Origin of the sequence: Anaerococcus kampingae (assembly GCF_046365475.1) — a bacterium.
GTDB classification, from domain to species: Bacteria; Bacillota; Clostridia; order Tissierellales; family Peptoniphilaceae; genus Anaerococcus; species Anaerococcus kampingae.
The window spans coordinates 105,002-126,736 of sequence record NZ_JBGMEF010000019.1 but is presented as its reverse complement, the minus strand read 5'-3'; the positions used below and the strand labels follow the sequence as shown (position 1 = coordinate 126,736).

The 21,735-nt window shown below is 35.8% G+C and carries 21 protein-coding genes; 1 reads left to right on the top strand and 20 read right to left on the bottom strand.

Features of this window, described 5'->3' with window-relative positions; all coding sequences use genetic code 11:
- Positions 1-3 precede the first annotated feature (3 nt).
- The 10 genes from ACCQ42_RS06095 to ACCQ42_RS06050 form a co-directional block, all read right to left on the bottom strand.
- Positions 4-1,320 (bottom strand): sodium-dependent transporter, encoded by a 1,317-nt coding sequence (locus ACCQ42_RS06095; RefSeq protein WP_410035662.1) that lies wholly within the window; start codon positions 1,318-1,320, stop codon positions 4-6.
- 51 nt (positions 1,321-1,371) lie between these two features.
- Positions 1,372-3,261, bottom strand: coding sequence for a lysine--tRNA ligase (gene lysS, locus ACCQ42_RS06090; protein ID WP_410035661.1), 1,890 nt, complete (start codon positions 3,259-3,261; stop codon positions 1,372-1,374).
- Between the two features lie 9 nt (positions 3,262-3,270).
- Complete coding sequence (greA, locus tag ACCQ42_RS06085) at positions 3,271-3,744, bottom strand: transcription elongation factor GreA (RefSeq protein WP_106459970.1); 474 nt, start codon at positions 3,742-3,744, stop codon at positions 3,271-3,273.
- Positions 3,713-4,711, bottom strand: a complete 999-nt coding sequence (gene dusB, locus ACCQ42_RS06080) for a tRNA dihydrouridine synthase DusB (RefSeq protein WP_410035660.1) — start codon at positions 4,709-4,711, stop codon at positions 3,713-3,715. The genes greA and dusB overlap by 32 nt, the downstream gene beginning before the upstream one ends.
- Complete coding sequence (locus ACCQ42_RS06075; protein ID WP_106459968.1) at positions 4,689-5,480, bottom strand: type III pantothenate kinase; 792 nt, start codon at positions 5,478-5,480, stop codon at positions 4,689-4,691. The genes dusB and ACCQ42_RS06075 overlap by 23 nt, the downstream gene beginning before the upstream one ends.
- Positions 5,481-5,541: 61 nt before the next feature.
- Positions 5,542-6,033 (bottom strand): DUF986 family protein, encoded by a 492-nt coding sequence (locus tag ACCQ42_RS06070; protein WP_106459967.1) that lies wholly within the window; start codon positions 6,031-6,033, stop codon positions 5,542-5,544.
- 39 nt (positions 6,034-6,072) lie between these two features.
- A complete protein-coding gene (gene hpt, locus ACCQ42_RS06065; RefSeq protein WP_106459966.1) occupies positions 6,073-6,642 on the bottom strand; it encodes a hypoxanthine phosphoribosyltransferase in 570 nt (189 codons plus the stop codon).
- Positions 6,632-7,993, bottom strand: coding sequence for a tRNA lysidine(34) synthetase TilS (gene tilS, locus ACCQ42_RS06060; RefSeq protein WP_410035659.1), 1,362 nt, complete (start codon positions 7,991-7,993; stop codon positions 6,632-6,634). The genes hpt and tilS overlap by 11 nt, the downstream gene beginning before the upstream one ends.
- The gene (locus ACCQ42_RS06055; protein ID WP_265213980.1) at positions 7,977-8,468 is read right to left on the bottom strand and encodes an FtsB family cell division protein; all 492 of its coding nucleotides are present in this window, start codon (positions 8,466-8,468) and stop codon (positions 7,977-7,979) included. Before ACCQ42_RS06055 ends, tilS begins: the two co-directional genes overlap by 17 nt.
- The gene (locus ACCQ42_RS06050; protein ID WP_106459963.1) at positions 8,458-8,706 is read right to left on the bottom strand and encodes an RNA-binding S4 domain-containing protein; all 249 of its coding nucleotides are present in this window, start codon (positions 8,704-8,706) and stop codon (positions 8,458-8,460) included. The genes ACCQ42_RS06055 and ACCQ42_RS06050 overlap by 11 nt, the downstream gene beginning before the upstream one ends.
- A gap of 71 nt (positions 8,707-8,777) precedes the next feature.
- On the opposite strand from ACCQ42_RS06050, the gene ACCQ42_RS06045 reads away from it, so the two are divergent.
- Positions 8,778-9,812 (top strand): DNA polymerase IV, encoded by a 1,035-nt coding sequence (locus ACCQ42_RS06045; protein ID WP_410035658.1) that lies wholly within the window; start codon positions 8,778-8,780, stop codon positions 9,810-9,812.
- Between the two features lie 45 nt (positions 9,813-9,857).
- Here the strand turns inward: ACCQ42_RS06045 and recA are convergent, their stop codons facing one another.
- The 10 genes from recA to infB form a co-directional block, all read right to left on the bottom strand.
- Positions 9,858-10,916 carry a recombinase RecA gene (gene recA / locus ACCQ42_RS06040; protein WP_106459961.1) on the bottom strand — a complete coding sequence of 353 codons (1,059 nt, stop codon included), beginning with the start codon at positions 10,914-10,916 and terminating at the stop codon, positions 9,858-9,860.
- Positions 10,917-11,009: 93 nt separating this feature from the next.
- A complete protein-coding gene (pgsA, locus tag ACCQ42_RS06035) occupies positions 11,010-11,540 on the bottom strand; it encodes a CDP-diacylglycerol--glycerol-3-phosphate 3-phosphatidyltransferase (RefSeq protein ID WP_410035657.1) in 531 nt (176 codons plus the stop codon).
- Positions 11,540-13,807 (bottom strand): DNA translocase FtsK, encoded by a 2,268-nt coding sequence (locus ACCQ42_RS06030; protein ID WP_410035656.1) that lies wholly within the window; start codon positions 13,805-13,807, stop codon positions 11,540-11,542. Before ACCQ42_RS06030 ends, pgsA begins: the two co-directional genes overlap by 1 nt.
- 75 nt (positions 13,808-13,882) lie before the next feature.
- Positions 13,883-16,030 (bottom strand): polyribonucleotide nucleotidyltransferase, encoded by a 2,148-nt coding sequence (locus tag ACCQ42_RS06025; RefSeq protein WP_410035655.1) that lies wholly within the window; start codon positions 16,028-16,030, stop codon positions 13,883-13,885.
- Positions 16,031-16,071: 41 nt separating this feature from the next.
- Positions 16,072-16,335, bottom strand: coding sequence for a 30S ribosomal protein S15 (gene rpsO, locus ACCQ42_RS06020; RefSeq protein WP_199792137.1), 264 nt, complete (start codon positions 16,333-16,335; stop codon positions 16,072-16,074).
- A 106-nt stretch (positions 16,336-16,441) separates the two neighbouring features.
- Positions 16,442-17,386, bottom strand: a complete 945-nt coding sequence (locus tag ACCQ42_RS06015) for a bifunctional riboflavin kinase/FAD synthetase (protein WP_410035654.1) — start codon at positions 17,384-17,386, stop codon at positions 16,442-16,444.
- Positions 17,376-18,260, bottom strand: coding sequence for a tRNA pseudouridine(55) synthase TruB (truB, locus tag ACCQ42_RS06010; protein WP_410035653.1), 885 nt, complete (start codon positions 18,258-18,260; stop codon positions 17,376-17,378). Before truB ends, ACCQ42_RS06015 begins: the two co-directional genes overlap by 11 nt.
- Positions 18,257-19,222, bottom strand: coding sequence for a DHH family phosphoesterase (locus ACCQ42_RS06005; protein WP_410035652.1), 966 nt, complete (start codon positions 19,220-19,222; stop codon positions 18,257-18,259). The genes truB and ACCQ42_RS06005 overlap by 4 nt, the downstream gene beginning before the upstream one ends.
- Positions 19,203-19,586: a 30S ribosome-binding factor RbfA gene (gene rbfA, locus ACCQ42_RS06000; protein WP_106459953.1), complete on the bottom strand. Its 384-nt coding sequence runs from the start codon at positions 19,584-19,586 to the stop codon at positions 19,203-19,205. The genes ACCQ42_RS06005 and rbfA overlap by 20 nt, the downstream gene beginning before the upstream one ends.
- Before the next feature lie 3 nt (positions 19,587-19,589).
- Positions 19,590-21,731 carry a translation initiation factor IF-2 gene (gene infB / locus ACCQ42_RS05995; RefSeq protein WP_265214580.1) on the bottom strand — a complete coding sequence of 714 codons (2,142 nt, stop codon included), beginning with the start codon at positions 21,729-21,731 and terminating at the stop codon, positions 19,590-19,592.
- Positions 21,732-21,735 lie beyond the last annotated feature (4 nt).

Genomic DNA, 21,735 nt, shown 5'->3' with positions numbered 1-21,735 from the left:
CTCCTAGAATGAAATATGATATCTTATTGCAATGAAGCATAGGATAATTGCAAGTGGAACATATAAAAATCTTCCAAGATTGTACCAAATATTTCCATATTTATTTGGATAATTTTTGTTTACTTCTGCCAAAAGTTCATCTTTTTTGATTACCCAAAACCATGTTATGGCCCCAATTATCCCGCTTATTGGCAGAATGTAGATTGTTATGACATCCATCCATGGACCCCATTTGCTTATTGGATGGAGGAAGATTCCTCCTAAGTAGATTATTACTATCAAAGCAATTAGGACTAGGTTTCTCTTTAATTTTGGAAAGGAGAAGACAATCGCCTCTGCCACTGTTTCTATCATTGACTGGATAGAAGAAATTCCTGCAAAGACTATAGCCACAAATAAAATTAAGGCAAAGATTCTGCCAAGAGGCATCTGTCTTAGGGCTTCAGGTAATACTATAAATAAAAGCTTTGGACCTGCTTCTGGTGAAAGTCCATAGGCAAAGGATGCTGGTATCATAACAAAAGCACTTAGCATAGCAGCTAGGGTATCAAAAGCTGCTGTAGTTGTTGATGCTTTTACTACATCTTCCCTATCTGGAAGATATGATCCATAAACAACCATTACAGTTCCAACAAGGGATAGGGAAAAGAAAGCTTGACCCATGGCTGCTACCCAGGTTTTAACTTCAAAAAGCTTTGCCTTATCCAAAGTAAAGATAAACTTATAACCATCGCTTGCCCCATCAAGGAAGGCCACCCTAAGAACCAAAACTAAAAATAAAACAAAGAATAATGGCATCATCAACTTGTTAGTCTTCTCTATTCCCTTTGTCTCATAAGCTAGAGTGAAATAAACCATTATTAATAGAATCAAGTGGACACCTACAAGTCTAAAGTCACTTGTAGATATGCTTTCAAACCAGGCCTGGCTATCTGTAGCGAAAAGATTGCCGCTAATTGTATCTATTAATGCCTTTAAGACGTAGGTTATAACTACCGCATAACCTACGGCAAGGAGGGTTACTCCAAGCATAGGTAGCCATCTTATAATTTTGCCAAAGCCTTCCATATTTCTTTCCTTGAAGGCTTCTTTATAAACAACCATTGGGCCTGACTTATATTTTCTTCCTATAGCATTTTCTGCTGCGAGGCCTACCCTGCCAAATAAAAATATGAATATCAAATAAGGTATTAAAAATGCTAGGCCACCATTTGCTCCAAGTTGATAGGGAAAGGCCCAAACATTGGCAAGGCCTACAGCAGAGCCCACGCAGGCCATGACAAAGCCCCAGGAATTTGTAAATTCGTTTCTTTTTTCCATAATTACTCCATAATTTTTAAAAAAAGTGCCGACAAAGCGGCACCTTTCATATTAATATATTTTTGCTCCAGCTGGTATTGATGGGTCAAGCATTATTAGATTTAATAATTCCTCGCCATCGTATTCACATATAGCTGATAAAAGCATACCACAAGACTCTTCACCCATCATTTTTCTAGGTGGAAGGTTTGTTATAGCAAGTAGGGTCTTGCCTACTAATTCTTCTGCGCTATAGTTATTTTTAATTCCTGATAGGATTACCCTATCTTCTCCTGTACCGTCATTTAGGGTGAATTTTAGAAGTTTTTTAGACTTTGGAACTTCTTCACAAGATTTAACCTTTACAACCCTAAAGTCTGATTTAGAAAATGTTTCAAAATCAACATCTTCTTCAAATAATGGCTCAACTTTTACCTTTGATAGGTCAAGTTTAATCTTATGAGCTTCTTGGCTTGCTTTATTTTCTGTTTTTTCAAGACCAAGTGGCTTCATTGTTGGGAATAATAGGACGTCTCTAATTGAGTGTTGGCCTGTCAAGATCATTATTAGTCTGTCGATACCAATTCCAAGACCACCTGTTGGAGGAAGTCCTACTTCTAGGGCATTTACGAAGTCATAGTCCATCATTTGGGCTTCATCATCGCCAGCTTCTCTTTTTCTAACTTGGTCTAGGAATCTTTCCTTTTGGTCTTCAGCATCATTTAGCTCTGAGAATGCGTTGCCTATTTCTGCTCCAGAAATAAAGGCCTCAAATCTATAGGTTAGGCTTCTGTCGTCGTTCTTTCTCTTAGCTAGTGGTGAGATTTCTACTGGGTAATCAGTTATGAAAGTAGGTTGGATTAGGTTTTCTTCTACATAAGCATCGAAGAATTCTGCTATGATTTCTCCCCTTGTTTCCTTAACTTCTACACCCTTTTCCTTAGCAATAGCTATTGCTTCTTCGTCAGTTTTAATTTCATTAAAGTCTACACCAGAATATTCTTTGACAGCTTCTATCATTGGAATTCTCTTCCATGGAGCCTTTAGTTCTATTTCTTGGCCATCAAATTCTACTACAGTTGTGCCCTTTACCTTTTTAGCAATGAATTCAACCATGTTTTCGGTGATTTCCATCATGTCTTCATAGTCTCCGTAGGCTTGGTATAATTCCATAGCGGTATATTCAGGGTTATGGGTTGCATCCATTCCTTCGTTTCTAAACATCCTGCCTATTTCATATACCCTATCAAAGCCACCAACGATAAGTCTTTTTAGGTAAAGCTCGTTTGCTATTCTTAGGTACATATCTATATCTAGAGTGTTGTGGTGGGTTATAAATGGACGAGCTGTAGCTCCACCTGCTATTGTATTTAGGATTGGAGTTTCAACTTCTAAGAAGCCCCTATTATCTAAGAATTCTCTGATTGCGGATATGATTTTTGACCTTTGCATGAATACATCCTTTACTTCAGGATTTACTATTAGGTCTACATATCTTTGTCTATATCTTAAATCTGGGTCCTTTAGGCCGTGCCATTTTTCTGGTAGCATTTGTAGGGCCTTGGTTAAAAGGTCGCTTTTTGCTACTTCTATTGATATTTCACCTTGGTTGGTTTTAAATACCTTTCCTTCAACACCGATTATATCACCGATATCGTATTTTTTGACATATTTGAAGTCATCGCCGATAACATTTTTTCTATTTACTACTTGAATTCTGCCAGATTCATCTTGCACATCCATAAAGCTCATGTTTCCGTGGCCTCTTTTGGCAAGAATTCTACCGGCTACTCTTACAGTTTGATCTTCATATTTATCAAAGTTATCCTTGATTTCTTTTGAGTCTGTTCTGTTTTTAAAATTTACTATTCTGTGTGGGTCTTTGCCCTCTTCTTTTAGATCATGGAGCTTTTCTCTTCTGATCTGAAGCATTTCATTTAAATCTTGTGTGTTATCAGCCATTTTCTCTCCTTATTTAATACCTTTAATTACAAAATACATTTTACCATTTGGAGTTTCAACTTCTACCCTATCGCCAACCTTATGGCCAATAATAGCTTCTCCAACTGGTGATTCGTTTGAAATATATCCTTCAAGAGGATTTGATTCAGCTGTTCCTACTATCTTGTATTCTACTTCTTCTTCAAATTCTTCATCAAAAAGCCTTACAGTATTTCCGACTCCAACTATATCAGAGTTTTCTACTACTTCGATAGTTTTGGCATTTCTGATCATATCCTCAATTTTCATTATCCTAGATTCTACTTCACCCTGTTCATTTTTTGCTTCATCGTAGTCAGCATTTTCTGAAAGGTCTCCAAAGCTTCTAGCAATCTTGATTTTTTCTGCCATTTCTGGACGCTTTTTGGTTTTTAAATACTCTAGTTCATCTTCTAATTTTTCTAATTTTTCTTTAGTTAATATTACTTCTTTTTTCTCTGTCATTATATTCACCTAATTTTTCTTTATATTCGTCAAGCAGGTCAAAAATTTCCTTTCTTGTACATATCTTATTTACCCTATCTCTGTATTCGCTAGACATATATAGGCCTTTTATATACCAGCCAACATGCTTGCGCATTTGATTTATTACAAGTCTTTCATCCTTAAATCTTAGGGCAAGTTCGTAGTGATCTTTTATCTGATTTATTATATCATCAAAACTTGCTTTTGTGTAAGAACCAGTTTTTATATAGTCTTTTATATAAGAAAATATAAACGGATTACCCATTGCACCTCTGGCAAGCATGACTCCATCAGCTTTTGTTGTATTAATAATTTCTATAAAATCTTCTACGCTGAAGCAGTCACCATTTGCAATTACCGGTATTTTTACAGCTTCTTTAAGCTTTCCAATAGCATGCCAGTCGGCCTTTCCTGAATACATGGCCTTCCTAGTCCTTCCATGAAGGATTAGATAGTCAGCTCCTGCCTCTTCCATGGCCTTACCATTTTCTAGATAATTTATATGGTCATCATCTACGCCAAGCCTATATTTGATATTTATCTTCTTATCAGTTGCTTCTTTAAGTGCCTTTGTAATCTGATAAACTTTTCTAGGATCTTTTAGAAGAGCTGATCCTTCGCCATTATTAAAAATCTTTGGAGCTGGGCAGCCCATATTAAAGGATATTTCCTCAATATTTTTAAGGGGATTTATTTTTTCCTCAACTACTTTTTTTATCTTGTCTATATCAGAACCAAATATTTGGATATTGGCCTTTTTTTCTAAATCTGATATATACATGATATCCTCTGTGGCCTTGTTGTCATAGACTAGGGCATTGACTGATACCATTTCAGTAAAGGTCTTATCTGCCCCATGCCTTTCACATATTATCCTAAAGGCTGTATCTGTGACTCCTGCCAGGGGAGCTAGCATTATTTTTTTATCTGTTAATATTTCTGTCATAGATTATTTTAAGCCCTTCAAGCATCAAATCTGGTTCTATGGTTTCTATATATTTACTTGATTGAGAAATTAATTCTGAAAATCCACCAGTAGCTATGACATTGATATCTTCCCTTTTGATACCAAGTCTTTCTATGATTTCATCTTCTATTGTCTCTATTAACTTATCAATCATTCCTATATAACCTATTACAATTCCTGCGTTGATGGCTTCTGATGTTGATTCTGTGATGGCTGTAGTTGGTTGTTTAAGCTCTATTTTTGGCAGCTTAGCTGTTTTTCCAAATAATCCATCTTGGGCAATCCTTATGCCAGGGGCAATTGATCCACCAAGATACTTACCATCACCTGTTATAACATCTAAGGTTATGGCTGTACCCATATCCACTACGATGGATGGACCGCCGTATTTTTCATAGGCTGCTACAGCATCTACTATCCTGTCAGCCCCAACTTCTGTTGGATTTTCGTAGGCTATGCTTATCCCTGTGTAGGTAGTATGATCTACTACCTTAGCTTCCTTGTCAAATAGCTTTCTATTTGCTGATTGCCAATTGTAGAGCACATCTGGTACTACGCATGATATGATTGTGTCGTTGATATTTTTTATGTCAAAGCCATGAATCATAAACATATTAAATAAAGTAGCAACTAATTGATCGCTGGTGCTTTTCAAGTCAGTTGCCACTCTAAATCTAGCCTTTAAATTTTCATCATCATAGACACCTATTACAGTGTTTGTGTTGCCAATATCTATAACCAGTAACATATAATCCCCTTTTTACTTGTTTAACTCTTATATGATACGGTTTTTAGACGTTTTTTCAAGATTATTTGCCTAATTTATGCTTTCTTATTAGGTCGTTTATCTCTTCTATATCTTCTTTTCTTACCTTGGTTGATTCCCTATTTGTATTGCCATCTTTTTTGATAGCCATAACAAGGTCTCCTCTTTCTTGGTCAAAGCCCCATTTTTTAAGTTCTTTAAAGCTTACAAAGCCTGTATTTATGAGCATACCGTTATCTGCTATATAAAGCTTTGTGGTTGAATAAATTGCAAATACTAGAGCAAGAACTATCATTATGGATGCTACCATCATGGAGTTTTTGTTTGAAACCTTATAACCTTGATATAAATTAACAATAGCTGTTACAATTAGAATGGAAAATAAAATTGCTTCCATGCTTGATATTGGTCTTTTGAAGGACTTTATATCACTCCCAAGGTGTTTTTTATCTCTTTGTTGCTTAAAAATCCTGTAAATAAAAAATACTGTTATTACCCCGTATAAAATTAGTATCATATTGTCAAAACTTCCCATATATTCTCCTTTCTTTCAAAATAAAATAGGCCAAGCGACCTATTTCATCTCTTCTATGTCTTCGTATACTGATCTTTTAACTACGCCGATATAAGGAAGATTCCTATATAATTGGTTATAGTCAAGACCAAAACCTACTACAAATTCATTTGGTATCTTAAAGCCAACCCAGTCAGATTTTAAGTCAACTTCACGCCTTTCAGGTTTGTCTAAAAGTGTTATAATCTTTAAATCCTTTGGACCTCTTTGAAGTAGGTTCTCCTTAACCTTCTTTAGGGTGTAGCCAGTATCTATTATATCTTCTATAATAAGTACTTCCTTATCCTTTATATCCATGTCTAAATCCATTAAGATTTTAACATTGCCTGAAGAATAAGTATTGTCAGCATAGGATGAAACTGACATAAATTCCATCTTACATTCTACATTTAGATATTTAGCTAGCTCGCTTACAAACATCACTGATCCCTTTAGGATGCAAACTAGAATTAGTTCGTCCTTGTCTGCGTAATGTTCATTTAGAGTATTAGCTAATTTTCTTATCTTTTTGTTCAAACTTTCTTCATCAATGAGTACTTTCTCTATAAGATCATTGCTGTCAATCTTCATCATATACCTCGATTTGTAGTATTTTGCTCGTAAGGTCTGTGACCTTAAATTCTCCGCTCATCCTTAGACCTGTTATCCATATAATCTTATCATCCGATAAAATTATTGGCAGTCTATCTCTTTTAGCCCTATCTATCTTTTGGTCGATAAAAAAGTCCTTAAGCTTCTTATTAGATTTACTTCCTAAGGGGATAAACCTATCGCCATTTCGCCTAGTTCTAACTTTTAGGGGAAATTTAAGCTTATCATAATCAAAGAAAGCCTTTGATCTATCCCTTGTGTAAGTCTTACTATTAATTATACTTGATTTTATGATTTTACCATCAAAGTCAATCTCATCTTCGGCGTATAAATCATAGACGCTTTCATTTTTAAAGTCCTTGACATCTTCTAAAATATAATAGTCGTAAGACTTTCTAAACCTTAGATCATCCTTTATTATTTCCTTGCCATTGGCAAGAGTAATTAGAGATAAAAATTCATCTATATTATCTTTTGAAATATCCTTTATAGTCCCTTTTAACTTTTCAATCCCAAGTCTTATGAGCCTATTTTGGTAGGGCTTTCTTAAACTTTCAAAATCATTTTTTCTAAATTTTATTGCTCTAACTGACCTATCACATATTTTATCAAAAATCTCTCCTATAGTATAATCTATTATTGTAAGGTCATCCTTGGCAAGGTCACTTAGTCTTGCTGCTTGGTCAATAAATCTAGGATTTATCTCCTCTAGAAGAGGTATTACTTCTAGCCTTATCTTATTTCTAGTGTAGTCTGCTTCAAAATTAGTGTGGTCTATTGCGTAGGGGATGTTATTTTTACCTAAATAAGTTAAGATATCTTTCTTCTTTATATCTAGAATTGGTCTTATAATATTTCCAGACCTATAAGCCATGGCCTTTAAGCCATCTAGGCCTGTTCCCCTTACTATCCTCATAAGGACAGTTTCTGCTTGATCATCCTTATTATGAGCAACTGCAATCTTTGAATGCGGAAATTTTCCTGCTAAGCGGTTAAAAAAATCATATCTCAGCCTGCGACCTGCATCTTCTGATGAAATTTTCTCTTTCTTTGCTAAATCATCCATAGACCTTGCTTCTGAGAAAAATTTAAGGCCAAGATTTTTTGCTGTATTTCTTACAAGGTCTTCATCCTTTGCGGCCTCTTTCCTATGGAGGTGGTTAAGATGGGCAAGGACTATGTCAAAGTCAATTTCTTTTCTAAGTTTATCTAGCATATAGATTAAAAATTGACTATCTGGTCCACCGCTTGCTCCAACAATTATCGTGTCGCCTTTTTCTATTAGCTGATGTTTTCTAATAGTTTCTAAAAACCTATCTTCCATTTTCATTTGTTTCTGTATTCTCTTTGGTTTCTGTATTTTCTTGGCTTTCTACTTCATTATTAGGATCTACGCCTTGTCCTTGGTCAGGATTTTCTACTTTTTCGTTATTTTCTTGACCTTCTTTATTATCATTTTGATCAATTTTATTGATTACGCCTGAATTTTCTTCCTTGACTTCAGATTTCTTGACCATACCTAGTTTTTCCTTGGCGACTTTTTCCTTAAATTGGTCAGTATTCCTATTTTCGTAGTCTTTATTTAGGCTATCGATTTCTTTTTTGACATTTTCAAGCTTTTTCTTACTAGAAACTATATCTTGGTCGAGTTTATTCATATCAGCATTTAAATTTGAATTTAAAAAATAAAAGCCAATTACAGAAAAAATCACAAGACCAAAGGCTGTTAGCAAAAACCTCTTATTCTTCTTGCCTCTTTGCTTAAGGTAGGAATTTTTCCTAGCCTTTCTCATATTATTCGCCATCTATTACCTCATACATGCTCTCAGCATTATTTTTCTTAGCCCCTTCTATCAGGCTTAGAACTTTTGCCTTTAAGACAGATTTACCGAAGGTTATTTCAATTATATCGCCTATTTCTACCTCGCTGCCTGGCTTTGCTATTTTATCGTTAATCTTTACTCTCTCGTTTTCACAAGCTTCTTTTGCTACTTGTCTTCTTTTAATTATTCTTGAATTCTTTAAAAATTTATCTACTCTCATAACATAACTGTACTTTTTCTTATATCTTATTCAATAATAGGTATTTAGCCAAAAATTAGTATAGTGTAGGTATGAAGTACATATTTCACATCGACTGCGATGCTTTTTACGCATCCTGCGAGGAGCTTAGAAATCCAAAACTTAAAAATATTCCTATGGCTGTGGGTGGCCTTACAAATAAGTCTATTATTACGACTGCCAATTACATGGCAAGGAAATATGGCATCCACTCTGCTATGCCTGTTTTTATTGCAAGGGACCTCTGTCCTGACCTTAAGATTGTTCCTGTTAACCATGATTATTACAGGAAAAAGTCAAGGGAGGTCTTTGGCATAATTAGGTCCTATTCTAGAATCTACGAGCAAGTTTCAATAGATGAGGCCTATATACAAATTTATTTGGATGACCCAATTTCCTTTGCCAAGGACTTACAAAAGGAAATCATAGATAAGACTGGCATTCCAATTTCCATCGGTATTTCCTATAATAAGTTTCTTGCCAAGCTCGGTTCTGATTGGAATAAACCTTTTGGAATAAAGTATATTGATAAAGAAGAAGCTGATAGGATTTTACCAGACCTTGCTGTTGGAAAGGTCCACGGCATTGGTAAGAAGGCAGCTTCCAAGCTTAATCAAATCGGGATTTATAAGGTTTGTGACCTTCTAAAACTTGATAGGGTCTTTTTAGAAGACCTTTTTGGCAAGGGTGGGGATTATATTTACCATGTAATTAGAGGTATTGATGACAGACCAATTGAAGTTTCAAGACTTAGAAAGTCAATTGGTAAGGAGAGGACCCTAAGTAAGAATACCAATGATAAAATTCTCCTTAAATCATATCTTAAAAAGATTGCAAGTCTCATTGAAAAAGAGATGGATGATAAGAAAATCCAAGCTAAGACCGTTTCTATCAAACTTAAAGATGAGTATTTTAAAAACAGAACCAGGTCTTATACACTTCAGGAGCCCATTTATAAGGCAAGTGATATTTACAATGAAGCGATAAGTCTTTTTGATGAGGTTTTTGAAGGTGAATATCTAAGGCTTATCGGTATTTCCCTTTCAAATTTATCTGATAGGGACATTGACCAACTTACCTTCTTATAAAAAAACCAAGTCATATCCATTTTTGTGGATGACTTGGTTTTTCTTTTATTCTTTATCTTCAAGTAATGATTCTTGTTTATCTTCTTCGGCTTCTTCTGATGAGTCTTCAGCTTTTGCGTCCTTTTTGAAGGCCGCTCTTACCTTAGCATCGATTTCTTTGGCAAATTCTGGATCATCTTCTAGCATTTTCTTTACATTTTCCCTACCTTGGCCAAGTTTTTGGTCACCGTAGGAGAACCATGATCCTGCCTTGTCTATTATATCTAAATCTACCGCAGTATCTAGGAGTACTCCTTCTTTGGAGATTCCCTTACCATACATTATATCAAATTCTACTACCTTAAATGGTGGTGCCACCTTGTTTTTGACAATTTTTACCCTTGTACGAGATCCAATTGAGTTATCTCCCTCGGTGATGGTCTTTATCCTTCTTATATCAAGTCTTACTGATGAATAGAATTTAAGGGCACGACCGCCTGTTGTTGTCTCAGGACTTCCAAACATTACTCCAATTTTTTCTCTTAATTGGTTAATAAAAATAACTGTAGTGTTTGATTTAGCAATAATACCTGTTAGTCTTCTTAGGGCCTGGCTCATAAGTCTAGCTTGTAGACCCATATGGCTATCTCCCATTTCTCCTTCGATTTCTGCCTTTGGTACTAGAGCTGCTACAGAGTCTATTACAATTAGGCCAACCGCCCCACTTCTTACAAGACTTTCAGCTATATCAAGTCCTGCCTCACCTGTATCTGGCTGACTCATGATAAGATTGTCTATATCTACACCAAGATTTGCGGCATATTCCGCATCTAGAGCATGTTCAGCATCGACAAAGGCACAAGTATCGCCTAGCTTTTGGGCTTCAGCTATTACGTGAAGGGCTAGGGTTGTCTTACCAGATGATTCTGGTCCATAGATTTCTATTACCCTACCACGTGGAAGACCACCTATACCAAGACCTATATCAAGGTTGATAGCTCCAGTTGGTATTGCTTCAATTTCAATCTTAGGAGCATCTCCCATCTTCATTACAGAACCTTTTCCGTATTTTTTCTCTATTTGCTTAAAAGCTTGGTCCAGAGCTTTTTGTTTTTCTTTATCCATATTTTCTCCTTATACATTAAATGTCTAATCGTTAGTACTATTATATACTTATTTTTTCTTTATTAAAGTTTTTTTGTAAAAAATATAGTTTTTCTAAATATTTTCTAGGTCTAGAACCTTTTTATTTTTAATTATATAGTCAAGGCCAGATATAATTGTAAGGATTACTGCTAGGTAAAATACGTATATTCCAATCATATGGGTAAATTCACTTTCTAGAAGCAAGAGGACTAAGGATACCATCTGGCTTATAGTCTTGGCCTTGCCCCATACACTTGCCGCTATGGTTATACCCATATCAGCTGCAAGAGTCCTAAAACCTGTAATTATTAGCTCTCTTGCTACAATTATTATTACTGCCCAAGCGGGAATTATTTTACTTTCTACAAGTACTATAAAGGCTGCAAGAGTTAATACCTTATCTACAAGTGGATCTACAAATTTACCGAAGTTTGTAATTAGATTTCTACTTCTTGCTAAGTGTCCATCAATGGCATCTGTTAGGGATGCTATTATGAATATTATAGCTGCTACATTATAGGATGCGCCATAGTAATAGTAAACTAGGACAAAAACTGGTATTAAAAATAACCTCACCATAGTTACTTTATTTGCTATATTCATTAATCTTCCTCCAAATATGTTCTATCAACTAAGACCTTGCGAGGTTTGCTTCCTTCATAACCCCCTACAAGTCCCTTTTGCTCTAATTGATCAATTATCCTACCAGCCCTTGCATAGCCAATTTTAAGCTTTCTTTGAAGCATGGATACACTTGCTGTATTATCCTCGATAATGAGCCTTATAGCTTCATCTAAAAGCTCATCTTCATCTTCTAGCTCCTCGGTGTTGGTCTTCTCTTCTACCTTTTCAATGGCTTCTTCATTATAATCGGCCTTTGAATTATTTTTTATAAAGTCAACCACATCTAAAACTTCATCATCGGATACGAAGGCGCCTTGGATTCTTACAGGTTTCATGGCATCAGATGATAGATATAGCATATCACCCTTGCCTAGAAGTTTTTCTGCTCCTTGGGCATCTAGGATTGTCCTTGAATCTATTTGGCTTGTTACAGCAAAAGATATCCTTGATGGAATGTTGGCCTTAATTGTACCAGTTATTACATCTACTGTTGGCCTTTGGGTCGCTATAATAAGGTGTATACCGCAAGCCCTTGATTTTTGGGCAAGCCTGGTGATGTAGTCTTCTACCTCACTTGCAGCTGTCATCATTAGATCTGAAAGCTCATCTACTATTACTACTATATAAGGTAGGTTTTCCATAGATTCGTCAGTCTCGCTTGCCTTTTTATAACCCTTTATATCTCTTACATGGTGCTCTTCAAAGAGTTTATACCTTTTTTCCATCTCAGAAATCGCCCAAAATAGAGAGCTTGCAGCCTTTTTAGGATCAGTTATAACCGGCATTATCAAATGTGGAATCCCATTATAAACTGATAATTCTACAACCTTTGGATCTATCAAAAGAAGTTTGACCTCATCTGGTGAATGCTTGTATAGAATAGACATGATTATGGTATTGATACAAACAGATTTACCTGATCCTGTAGCACCTGATACCAAAAGATGGGGCATCTTCTCAATTGCTGATACAATTACCTCACCAGATATGGACTTACCCATGGCAAAAGGTATGGCTGACTTGCTTTTAATAAAGCTTGCTGATGAAATTATCTCCTTAAATCCAACCATTTCCTTTGTATCATTTGCCACCTCTATTCCTACGTGGGATTTGCCAGGTATTGGGGCTTCTATCCTTATGCCTGATGTGGCAAGGGATAGGGACAGGTCATCTGCAAGATTTACAATTTTTGAAACCTTGACCCCTCTTTGTGGTTTTAGTTCATAGCAGGTTACTGTTGGTCCCACATCTATTTGGACAACCTCTCCTTCTATGCCGAAGGATTCGAGGGTTTCTTCGATTATTTCAGCCTTTTCTCTGATTTCGTCATTATCAATTCCCTTATCCGTGTCGATGTCATGTAATAAATCAACTGATGGATAAGAATAGTTTGAAAACTCTCTTTTTAAATCTTCATTAAGGTCTGCAAATTCAACCTGCTTAGACTTGTAATCATTGATTATTTCTATATTTTTAGCTTGTGGCTCTTTTTTCTGAGCCACTCTTCTTTTTACAGCTTTTCGTGGTTCTTGATCAGGATTTTTTTCAAGCCTTGGAATTTTTCTTGGTTCTTCCTTAGCTTGGATTTGCCTATCTTCTCTCTTATCAGCTAAAAACACCTTGAATTTATTATAAGTCTTTATAGTCAAGTGTTTGATGCCAAGTCCTAGAATTATAAAGCCATCCCTAATTTTGAGGAAAAATTCCCTATAGGAATATGGACTTACATTTATTATAAATGAACCTATAAGTGTTATATAAAGGATATATAGGCCAAGTGGACCGATAAAGTTTAGAATATAGAATCCTACTAATCCACCAAACCATCCACCTCCTAGGCTTTTTTTGAAGGCAGAGTATTCTACAGACCAGGCTAATTCATTTCTTACAAAGTCTTTAGAAAGGATGGCAAGGGTTAATAGAAATATTCCATAAATTAGAAGCATCCTTGATAAGTTTCGCTTAAATATTCCCTTATAAACCATGAAAAAGGATACAAATAAGCCAAGTGGAAATAATATTGAAAGTTTTCCAAAAAGCTTGGCAAATATATCGCCTATCCTATCTCCCAAAAAACCTGTGTTTGATGAGATGATAAAGATAAATAAAAATACCGCAAGTCCCATCATAACCATAGAAAAGGTCTTTAGGTTGAAATTTTTTTCTCTAATTTTTTTCTGTTTACTTTTGTTAGGGGCTCTGGAAGATGACTTCTTCCTTACCCTTCCTTGATTTTTATTTGTCATATTAACCTCATTATTATTATATAGTAATAAGGGCAAAAAATAAACTGCCCAGAGGACAGTATATTTTTTTAATTACTAGTTTTGTTCTTTTTTATCATTCTTATAAGGTGATTCATCTACTGGCCAGGCTTCAGCTTTTTCTGGCTTTTCTAAAAGAGCCTTTCTTGAAAGGTTAATTCTCCCTTGTCTGTCAATTTCTGTAACCTTAACTTTTACTGTATCGCCAATAGCTAGTTCATCCTCTACCTTGCCTACTCTATGGTGGGCAATTTGTGAAATGTGTAAGAGACCTTCCTTACCGATAGCAATTTCAACAAAGGCACCAAAGTTCATAATTCTTACGACTTTTCCTTCGTATATATCTCCTGGTTTTGGATCGGTAACTATAGCTTTTATCATCTCTATAGCCTTCTTACCGCTTGCTCCATTATCACTTGCTACTGTTATATGACCATCATCTTCTGTGTCAATCTTTACACCTGTTGCATCAATAATCTTATTTATGGTCTTTCCACCAGAACCAATTACTTCACGCACCTTATCTGGGTCTATGTCTATTGTGTAAAGTCTTGGTGCATATTCTGAAAGTTCTGCTCTTGGCTTATCTATAGCTTTTTCTATAACATCAAGTATTCTAAATCTAGCATCCTTTGCATCAGCTAGGGATTGTTCAAGAACTTCTTTTGTTATACCTGATATTTTCATATCCATTTGTAGGGCTGTAATACCATCACGAGTACCTGCTACCTTAAAGTCCATATCGCCAAGGTGATCTTCTAGGCCTTGGATATCTGTAAGAATTGATATAGAATCATCTTCCTTGATTAGACCCATAGCAATACCTGCTACTGGCTTTTTAATTGGAACACCTGCATCCATTAGGGAAAGGGTTGAACCACAGATTGAAGCTTGAGAGCTTGAACCATTTGATGATAATACTTCAGATACGACTCTTATTGTGTAAGGGAAGTCTTTTTCATCTGGTAATACTGGGACAAGGGCTCTTTCAGCTAGGTGGCCGTGACCTATCTCACGTCTACCTGGTCCTCTTAATGGTCTAACATCTCCTACACAGAATGGTGGGAAATTATATTGGTGCATGTATCTTTTTTGTATATCTTCTACATTTAAGCCGTCAATTATTTGACTATCTGCTGGAGAACCTAGAGTTACTACAGATAAAACTTGTGTTTGGCCTCTTTGGAATAAACCTGAACCGTGTACACGTGGAAGCACTTCAACTTCTGCTGATAGTGGTCTAATTTCAGTAAGGTCTCTGCCATCAGGTCTTATCTTATCGATTGATATCATTCTTCTTACTTCTTTTTTCATGATATCATCTATTCTTCTATGAATTTCATCTTCACTTTCTGGATAGTCTTCAAGGAATTTCTCCTTAGCTTCTTCTTCTATCCTAAAGATGTTATCTTCTCTTTCAGTCTTATCTGTTGTTCTGATTGAGTTTTTGATTTCTTCTTCAAAATTTTCTGAAATTAGTCTATCAAGTTCTGTCTCTTCGTGAGCTTCTACTTCTTTTTTCTCCTTACCAATGTCATCTATGATTGTTTGGATAAAGTCGGAAATATCACCTATTTCTTCTAAGGCAAGCAGCATTGCTTCAAGCATCTCAGCTTCATCAAGCTCATTTGCTCCTGCTTCTACCATGTTGATTGCGCCTTTTTTACCAGCTACAGTTAGCTCAAGGTCAGATTTTTTTCTATCCTCTTCTTTTGGATTTACTATTAGCTTGCCATCAACTTTTCCAACCATACAAGCACCAACCGGTCCGTCAAATGGTATATCTGAGATACCTAGGGCAATTGATGCACCTATTGTTGTTAGTGGGTCTGGAAGGTGGTCGTGGTCCATTGATAGGACTGTAGCTATAACTTGTACGTCATTGTAGTAATTTTCTGGGAAAAGTGGTCTAAGAGGCCTATCCATTTGTCTAGCGATCAAAGTTGCTCCATCGCTTGCCTTACCCTCTCTTCTTAGAAAGCCTCCTGGGATCTTACCTACAGCGTATAGCTTTTCTTGGAAATCACAAATAAGTGGGAAGAAATCTATACCTTCTCTTGGTTTTTCACTTGCTACTGCTGTTACTAGAAGGGAGGTGTCCCCACTTTTTATGTAGCATGCTCCATTGGCTTGTTCTGCAAACTTACCAATGGTTACTTCTAATTCGTATCCGTTTTTTGAAGTGTAGTTGTAATTTTTGATCATTTAATCTCCTATAAAATAAGGCGGGTTATCCCCGCCAGTAATTAACCTCTTAGTCCAAGTCTTTCAACAATTGATCTATATCTTTCGATATCATTGTCTCTTAGATAAGTAAGCATACCTCTTCTACGTCTAATCATCTTGTATAGTCCACGTCTTGAAGAGTGATCTTTTTTATTTGCTTTTAAGTGCTCAGTTAAGTCAGCTATTCTTTTTGATAGGATAGCGATTTGTACTTCTGGTGAGCCTGTGTCTTTTTCGTCTAATTGGTAGTTTTTGATTATTTCTTGTCTTTGTTCTGCGTTCATAATTTCCTCCGTTTATTTGATTTGGCCTTACCGAGTATTAGTCGAGGTTTCATATACCCAGCAAAGCTAGCTATACTATTATACGCCCTATTTTTCTTTTGTAAACTTATTTTAAGTGTTTTTCTATATATTCTAAGCCTTGGGCCTTGTCCTTATCCATCTGCTCAATCAATTCCTCAGCAGAATTAAATTTAAAGTCAGGTCTGAAAAATTCTATAAATTCTACGCTTATATTTTCCCCATATATATGCTGATTAAAATCATAGATATAAGATTCTATTTTCTTATCCTGGCTTGTCTCAAAGGTTGGATTTGAGCCAATATTTGTAAGAGCATAATAATATTTATCTCTTACAAGTATTCTTGTAAGATAGACCCCATCTTTCGGTATTACATAAGGGAAATTAAGCTCTAAATTAGCTGTTGGGAAATTTAGGGTCCTGCCCCTGTGTTTTCCATGGACTACTTCCCCTCTAATCTTGTAGTACCTTCCAAGATACTTATTAGCCTTTGAAATTTCCCCATCTTTTACTAACTCTCTGATATGTTTTGATGAAATCTTACTATTATCATCTTCTAGTTCAAAGTCAATAATTTCAGCCTTATAGGAATATATATTTTCATATTCTCTGAGAGTGTCAGTAGTTCCCTTGGCCTTGTAGCCAAAACGGTAATCACTGCCAACTATTACAGCCTTTGCGTTTAATTTTTCTGCAATCACAGTTTTGATAAATTCTCTAGGGGATAATTCCATAAAGGTCTTATCAAAATTAACCAGACAGAAAGTTTTTATTCCTATTTCTGATAGGATTTCAATCTTATCTTCTAGGCTTGATAGGTATTTATCCTCATCTTTTACAGTCCTCTTACCATCTTCTTTAAAGAGTAAGACAGATGGTGTGAGACCGTACTTTTTAGATAAGTATATATTTTTTTCCATTAATTTTTGATGACCAAGATGGACTCCGTCAAAATAACCTAGGGCAACCGCCTTTTTTTCAAGATCTGGCAAGTCACTATTTAAATCATATATTCTTATCTTATCTTTCATAAAATACCTTCTCCATTTTTAGGAAATTTCTACCATCTTCGCTTGCAATTTTCGCAAGGCCTATAAAATCATTGTCTATATAAATCCTAATTTCCCCATCTATTTGCTTATTTGTTAAGATTTTTTGCCCATTTATTAGATTTTCTAGATATTTTTTATCTATATCTAGTATTTCCAAATGGTCAAGGGCTATATCTAGGGGAATTAGTTTCTTGATTAGTTCCTCTTTTGGAATTTCTAAAATATCTGCACTCTTTATCGAATCTTTTATATCAAGTTTGCCAACCCTAGATCTCTCTAGGTTTTCTACATGGGCGAAAGTCCCAAGTCTTATTCCAATATCATCTACCAAAGTCCTTATATAAGTACCCTTTGAGCATGTTACTTCTATACTTGCCTTCGGAAAGTCAAAGGATAAAAGCTTGATGTCATAAATTTTTACCTTACGGATTTTTCTTTCTATTTCTATGCCTTCTCTGGCCAGGTCGTAAAGCTTTTTGCCACCTACTTTTAGGGCTGAATACATAGGTGGTATTTGTTCTATTTGACCCTTAAAAGATTCCATTACTTTTATAAATTCATCTTTATTTATTGGTTTATCAGACCTTGCTGTTACTTCTCCTGCTGCATCTAGGGTATCTGTCCTTATACCAAGGATTAGGTCTGTCTTATAGACCTTATCCTTAGTCATCATATAGTCTGATACCCTGGTTGCCTTGCCAACTACTATTGGAAGGACTCCACTTGCTTCAAGGTCCAAGGTACCTGTGTGGCCTACCTTTTTCATATCTAAAGCACGCCTTACAAGGCTTACTACCCTTGCTGATGATATGCCCTTTTCTTTGTCTATGTTAAGGATTCCCTTAAGACTCATATTTCTTTTAATATCTCCAAAGCCTTCTTAGCTGCTGATTCTAAAGAATCATCAAATATTGAAAATCCACTTGCCTTGATGTGGCCACCGCCACCATTATCTCTTGCAACTTTTGACACATCTGCAAATTTACTTCTTAAGGATACCTTGTATTCTCCATCATCATATTCTTTTACTATCATGGATATTTCTACTTCCTTTAGGTCCCTTAATTTATTTACAATTGACTCAGCATCCCCCATTTGAACATGGTATTTTTCAACTAAATCCTTGCTTGCAATAGCAAAGGCCTTTTTGTCGAAAAACTGAGCTGTAGATATAACTTCGTTATGAAATTGCATTACCTTTACTGGTTGTGATTGATAAAGATTTCTGTAGATATATTCATAGTCTACACCTGCTGTGATGAGCTTACCAGCAACATTAAAGGTGTATTCGTTGATGTTTGCATACATAAACCTACCTGTGTCTGTGCAAAGACCTGTAAATAGTAAGGTTCCTATGGTTTCATCTATTGGTAGGTCTAGCTTATCTATGATTTCATAAGCTAGTTCGCATGTTGCTGGCGCTGTGTCATAGATTAGGTTTAAATCACAATTGATTTTACCGCCTACGTGGTGGTCTATTACTATGGTTTTCTTTGAAGCTCTAGCAATAGGTGTTGCACTTCCTATCCTATCAAATTCTGAGCAGTCCATTATTATGAAAAGATCATAAAAATCTCTGCTTGCTTCCTTATAATTTTCTATTTCTGGTAGGAAGAGTAGGTAATCATCTATTGTGTCTATTGCGATTACTTCAACATCCTTGCCATATAATTCTAAGGACCTTCTTAGGGCAAGGGTTGAACCCAGATTGTCTCCATCTGGGTTGACATGGCTTGCTATAGCGATTGTTTCTGCTTCATCTACCATTTTGATAAATTCTTCTAATTTATCTTTACTAATCCTGTCTATTTTCATTTGCTTTTTTATCCTTTGCGATTGTTTCTTCAATTAGCTTATTCATATAGGCACCACGTTCGATTGAATCATCAAATTTAAACCTAAATTCAGGCATGGACCTTAATCTCATCCTCTCACCTATTAGGATTTTGATGTATCCTTTTGCTTGGTTTAGAGCCAGCATGGCATCTTCCTTGTTTTTGCTATCTCCAAGAACAGATACATAAACATCTGCATATGATAAGTCATTTGTTACTTCGACATCTGTAATTGATACCATTGCTTCAGTTGATAGTCTAGGATCAGAAAGGTCATCTCTAAGTATTTTAGAGACTTCCCTTTTGACTTCTTGTGATATCCTTGCGGTTCTTTTACTATTCATCTATTAACTTCTTTCTACTTCAACCATTTCGTAGGCTTCCATTACATCGCCTACCTTAACATCGTTAAATCTTTCAAGACCTATACCGCCTTCATAGCCACTTTGAAGTTTACTTGCATCATCTTTAAATCTCTTCATTGATGAGATTTCACCATCAAATACTACGATATTATCTCTAAGAAGTCTGATTTTAGATTTTCTTGTTACAAGGCCGTTTGTTACCATTACACCTGCAATTGTTCCTGCTCCTGGTATTTTGAAGGTTTCTCTTACTTCTGCCCTACCAAGTACATTTTCCTTAAATTCAGGTTCGAGCATACCATTTATAGCTTTTTCTACATCTTCGATTGCTTCATAGATTACGCTATAGGTTCTAATTTCAATGTTATTATCCTTTGCTCTTTCTAAGGCTCCTTGGGTTGGTCTTACGTTAAATCCTATAATTATAGCATTTGATGCTTGGGCAAGTAGGATATCTGATTCGGTTATACCACCTACAGCTCCTGCTATTACTGATACTTTGACTTCTTCATTTGATAGTTTTGTTAGGGATGTGCTTACCGCATCTACAGTACCCTTTACATCTGTCTTAACTATGATGTTTAGCTCTTTTAGTTCGCCTTCAGCTATGTCTGAATACATATCTTCTAGATTTGTATTAGCCTTAGCTATTAGGCGCTCTTCACGTTTAAATTCTGCTGCCCTGTCTGCATATTCACGTGCGACTTTTTCATCAGCTACAGCATAAATCTTATCTCCAGCTTCTGCTACATCTGATAGTCCTAGGATTTGTGCAGGTATTGATGGACCAGCTTCTTTGATTGGCTTACCCTTTGAGTTAAACATTGCCCTTATCCTACCTGATGAAGATCCTGTTACTACATAATCTCCAGCATGAAGGGTTCCTTTTTGAACAAGAACTGTTGCTACTGGTCCTCTTGATTTATCAAGCTCTGCTTCTATTATTATGCCTACTGCCGCCCTATTTGGATTTGCCTTAAGCTCTCTAACTTCAGCTACTAAAAGCACCATTTCTAGAAGTTCTTTTATACCTTGGCCAGTATGAGCTGATACTGGTACCATGATGGTATCTCCACCCCATTCTTCAGGTACAAGGCCATGTTCCATGAGTCCTTGCATAACCCTATTTTGATCTGCTGTGTCCTTATCTATTTTGTTTATTGCTACTATTATTGGAATCTCAGCAGCCTTAGCGTGGTTTATAGCCTCTATGGTCTGTGGCATTACACCATCATCTGCTGCTACTACTAGGATTGCTACGTCTGTCGACTGAGCTCCCCTCATTCTCATTTCTGTAAAAGCTTCGTGGCCTGGTGTATCTAGGAAGGAAATTTGCTTACCATCTACATCAACGGTGTAAGCACCTATATGTTGGGTTATTCCTCCAGCCTCTCCACGTGTTACAGATGTATTTCTTATGGCATCTAGTATACTTGTCTTGCCGTGGTCAACGTGACCCATTACTGATACAACTGGTGGTCTTTCCACTAAATTTTCCGGTTTATCTTCATAATCCAGGTCGTATGATTGCTCTTCTAGGGCATCATAAGCTTCTTCTTTAAAGACTTCCTTGCCAAAATCCATAGCTATTAGATTTGCTGTATCAAAGTCTATTTGATCATTAAGTCCTGCCATTATGCCAAGACCTATAAGTTTTCCTATTACAGAATTTGGATTTTCTCCAAGTTTATCTGCAAAAGTTTTTACATTTACAGTTTCTGGTATTTCTATTCTTGATTCATTCTTAGCTTTCATATTTTTCTCTTGCCTATTATTTTTCTTTGATTTTCTCTTCTTATTTTTCTTTTTTCTATTCTTACCAGTTGGTCTTGCTTCTTCGTCATCTTCATTTGCTATCATCTTAGGGTCAATCTTTTTCTTTTCCCTTTTCTTCTCAACTGGTTTCTTAGCCTTAGGCTTTTGATCAATTATTTCTGCTTCTTCTGAAGAATCTTCATTTAATTCTGTAAGATATTCATTTATTAATTTGCGGTCTTCTCCGCTAATCATTGACATATGGGATTTGATATTTAGATTAAACTCTTCGTTTAAAATCTTAATCATTTCCTTTGATTCCATCCCATTTTCTTTAGCCAATTCGTATACTCTTATTTTGTCAGCCATTTAA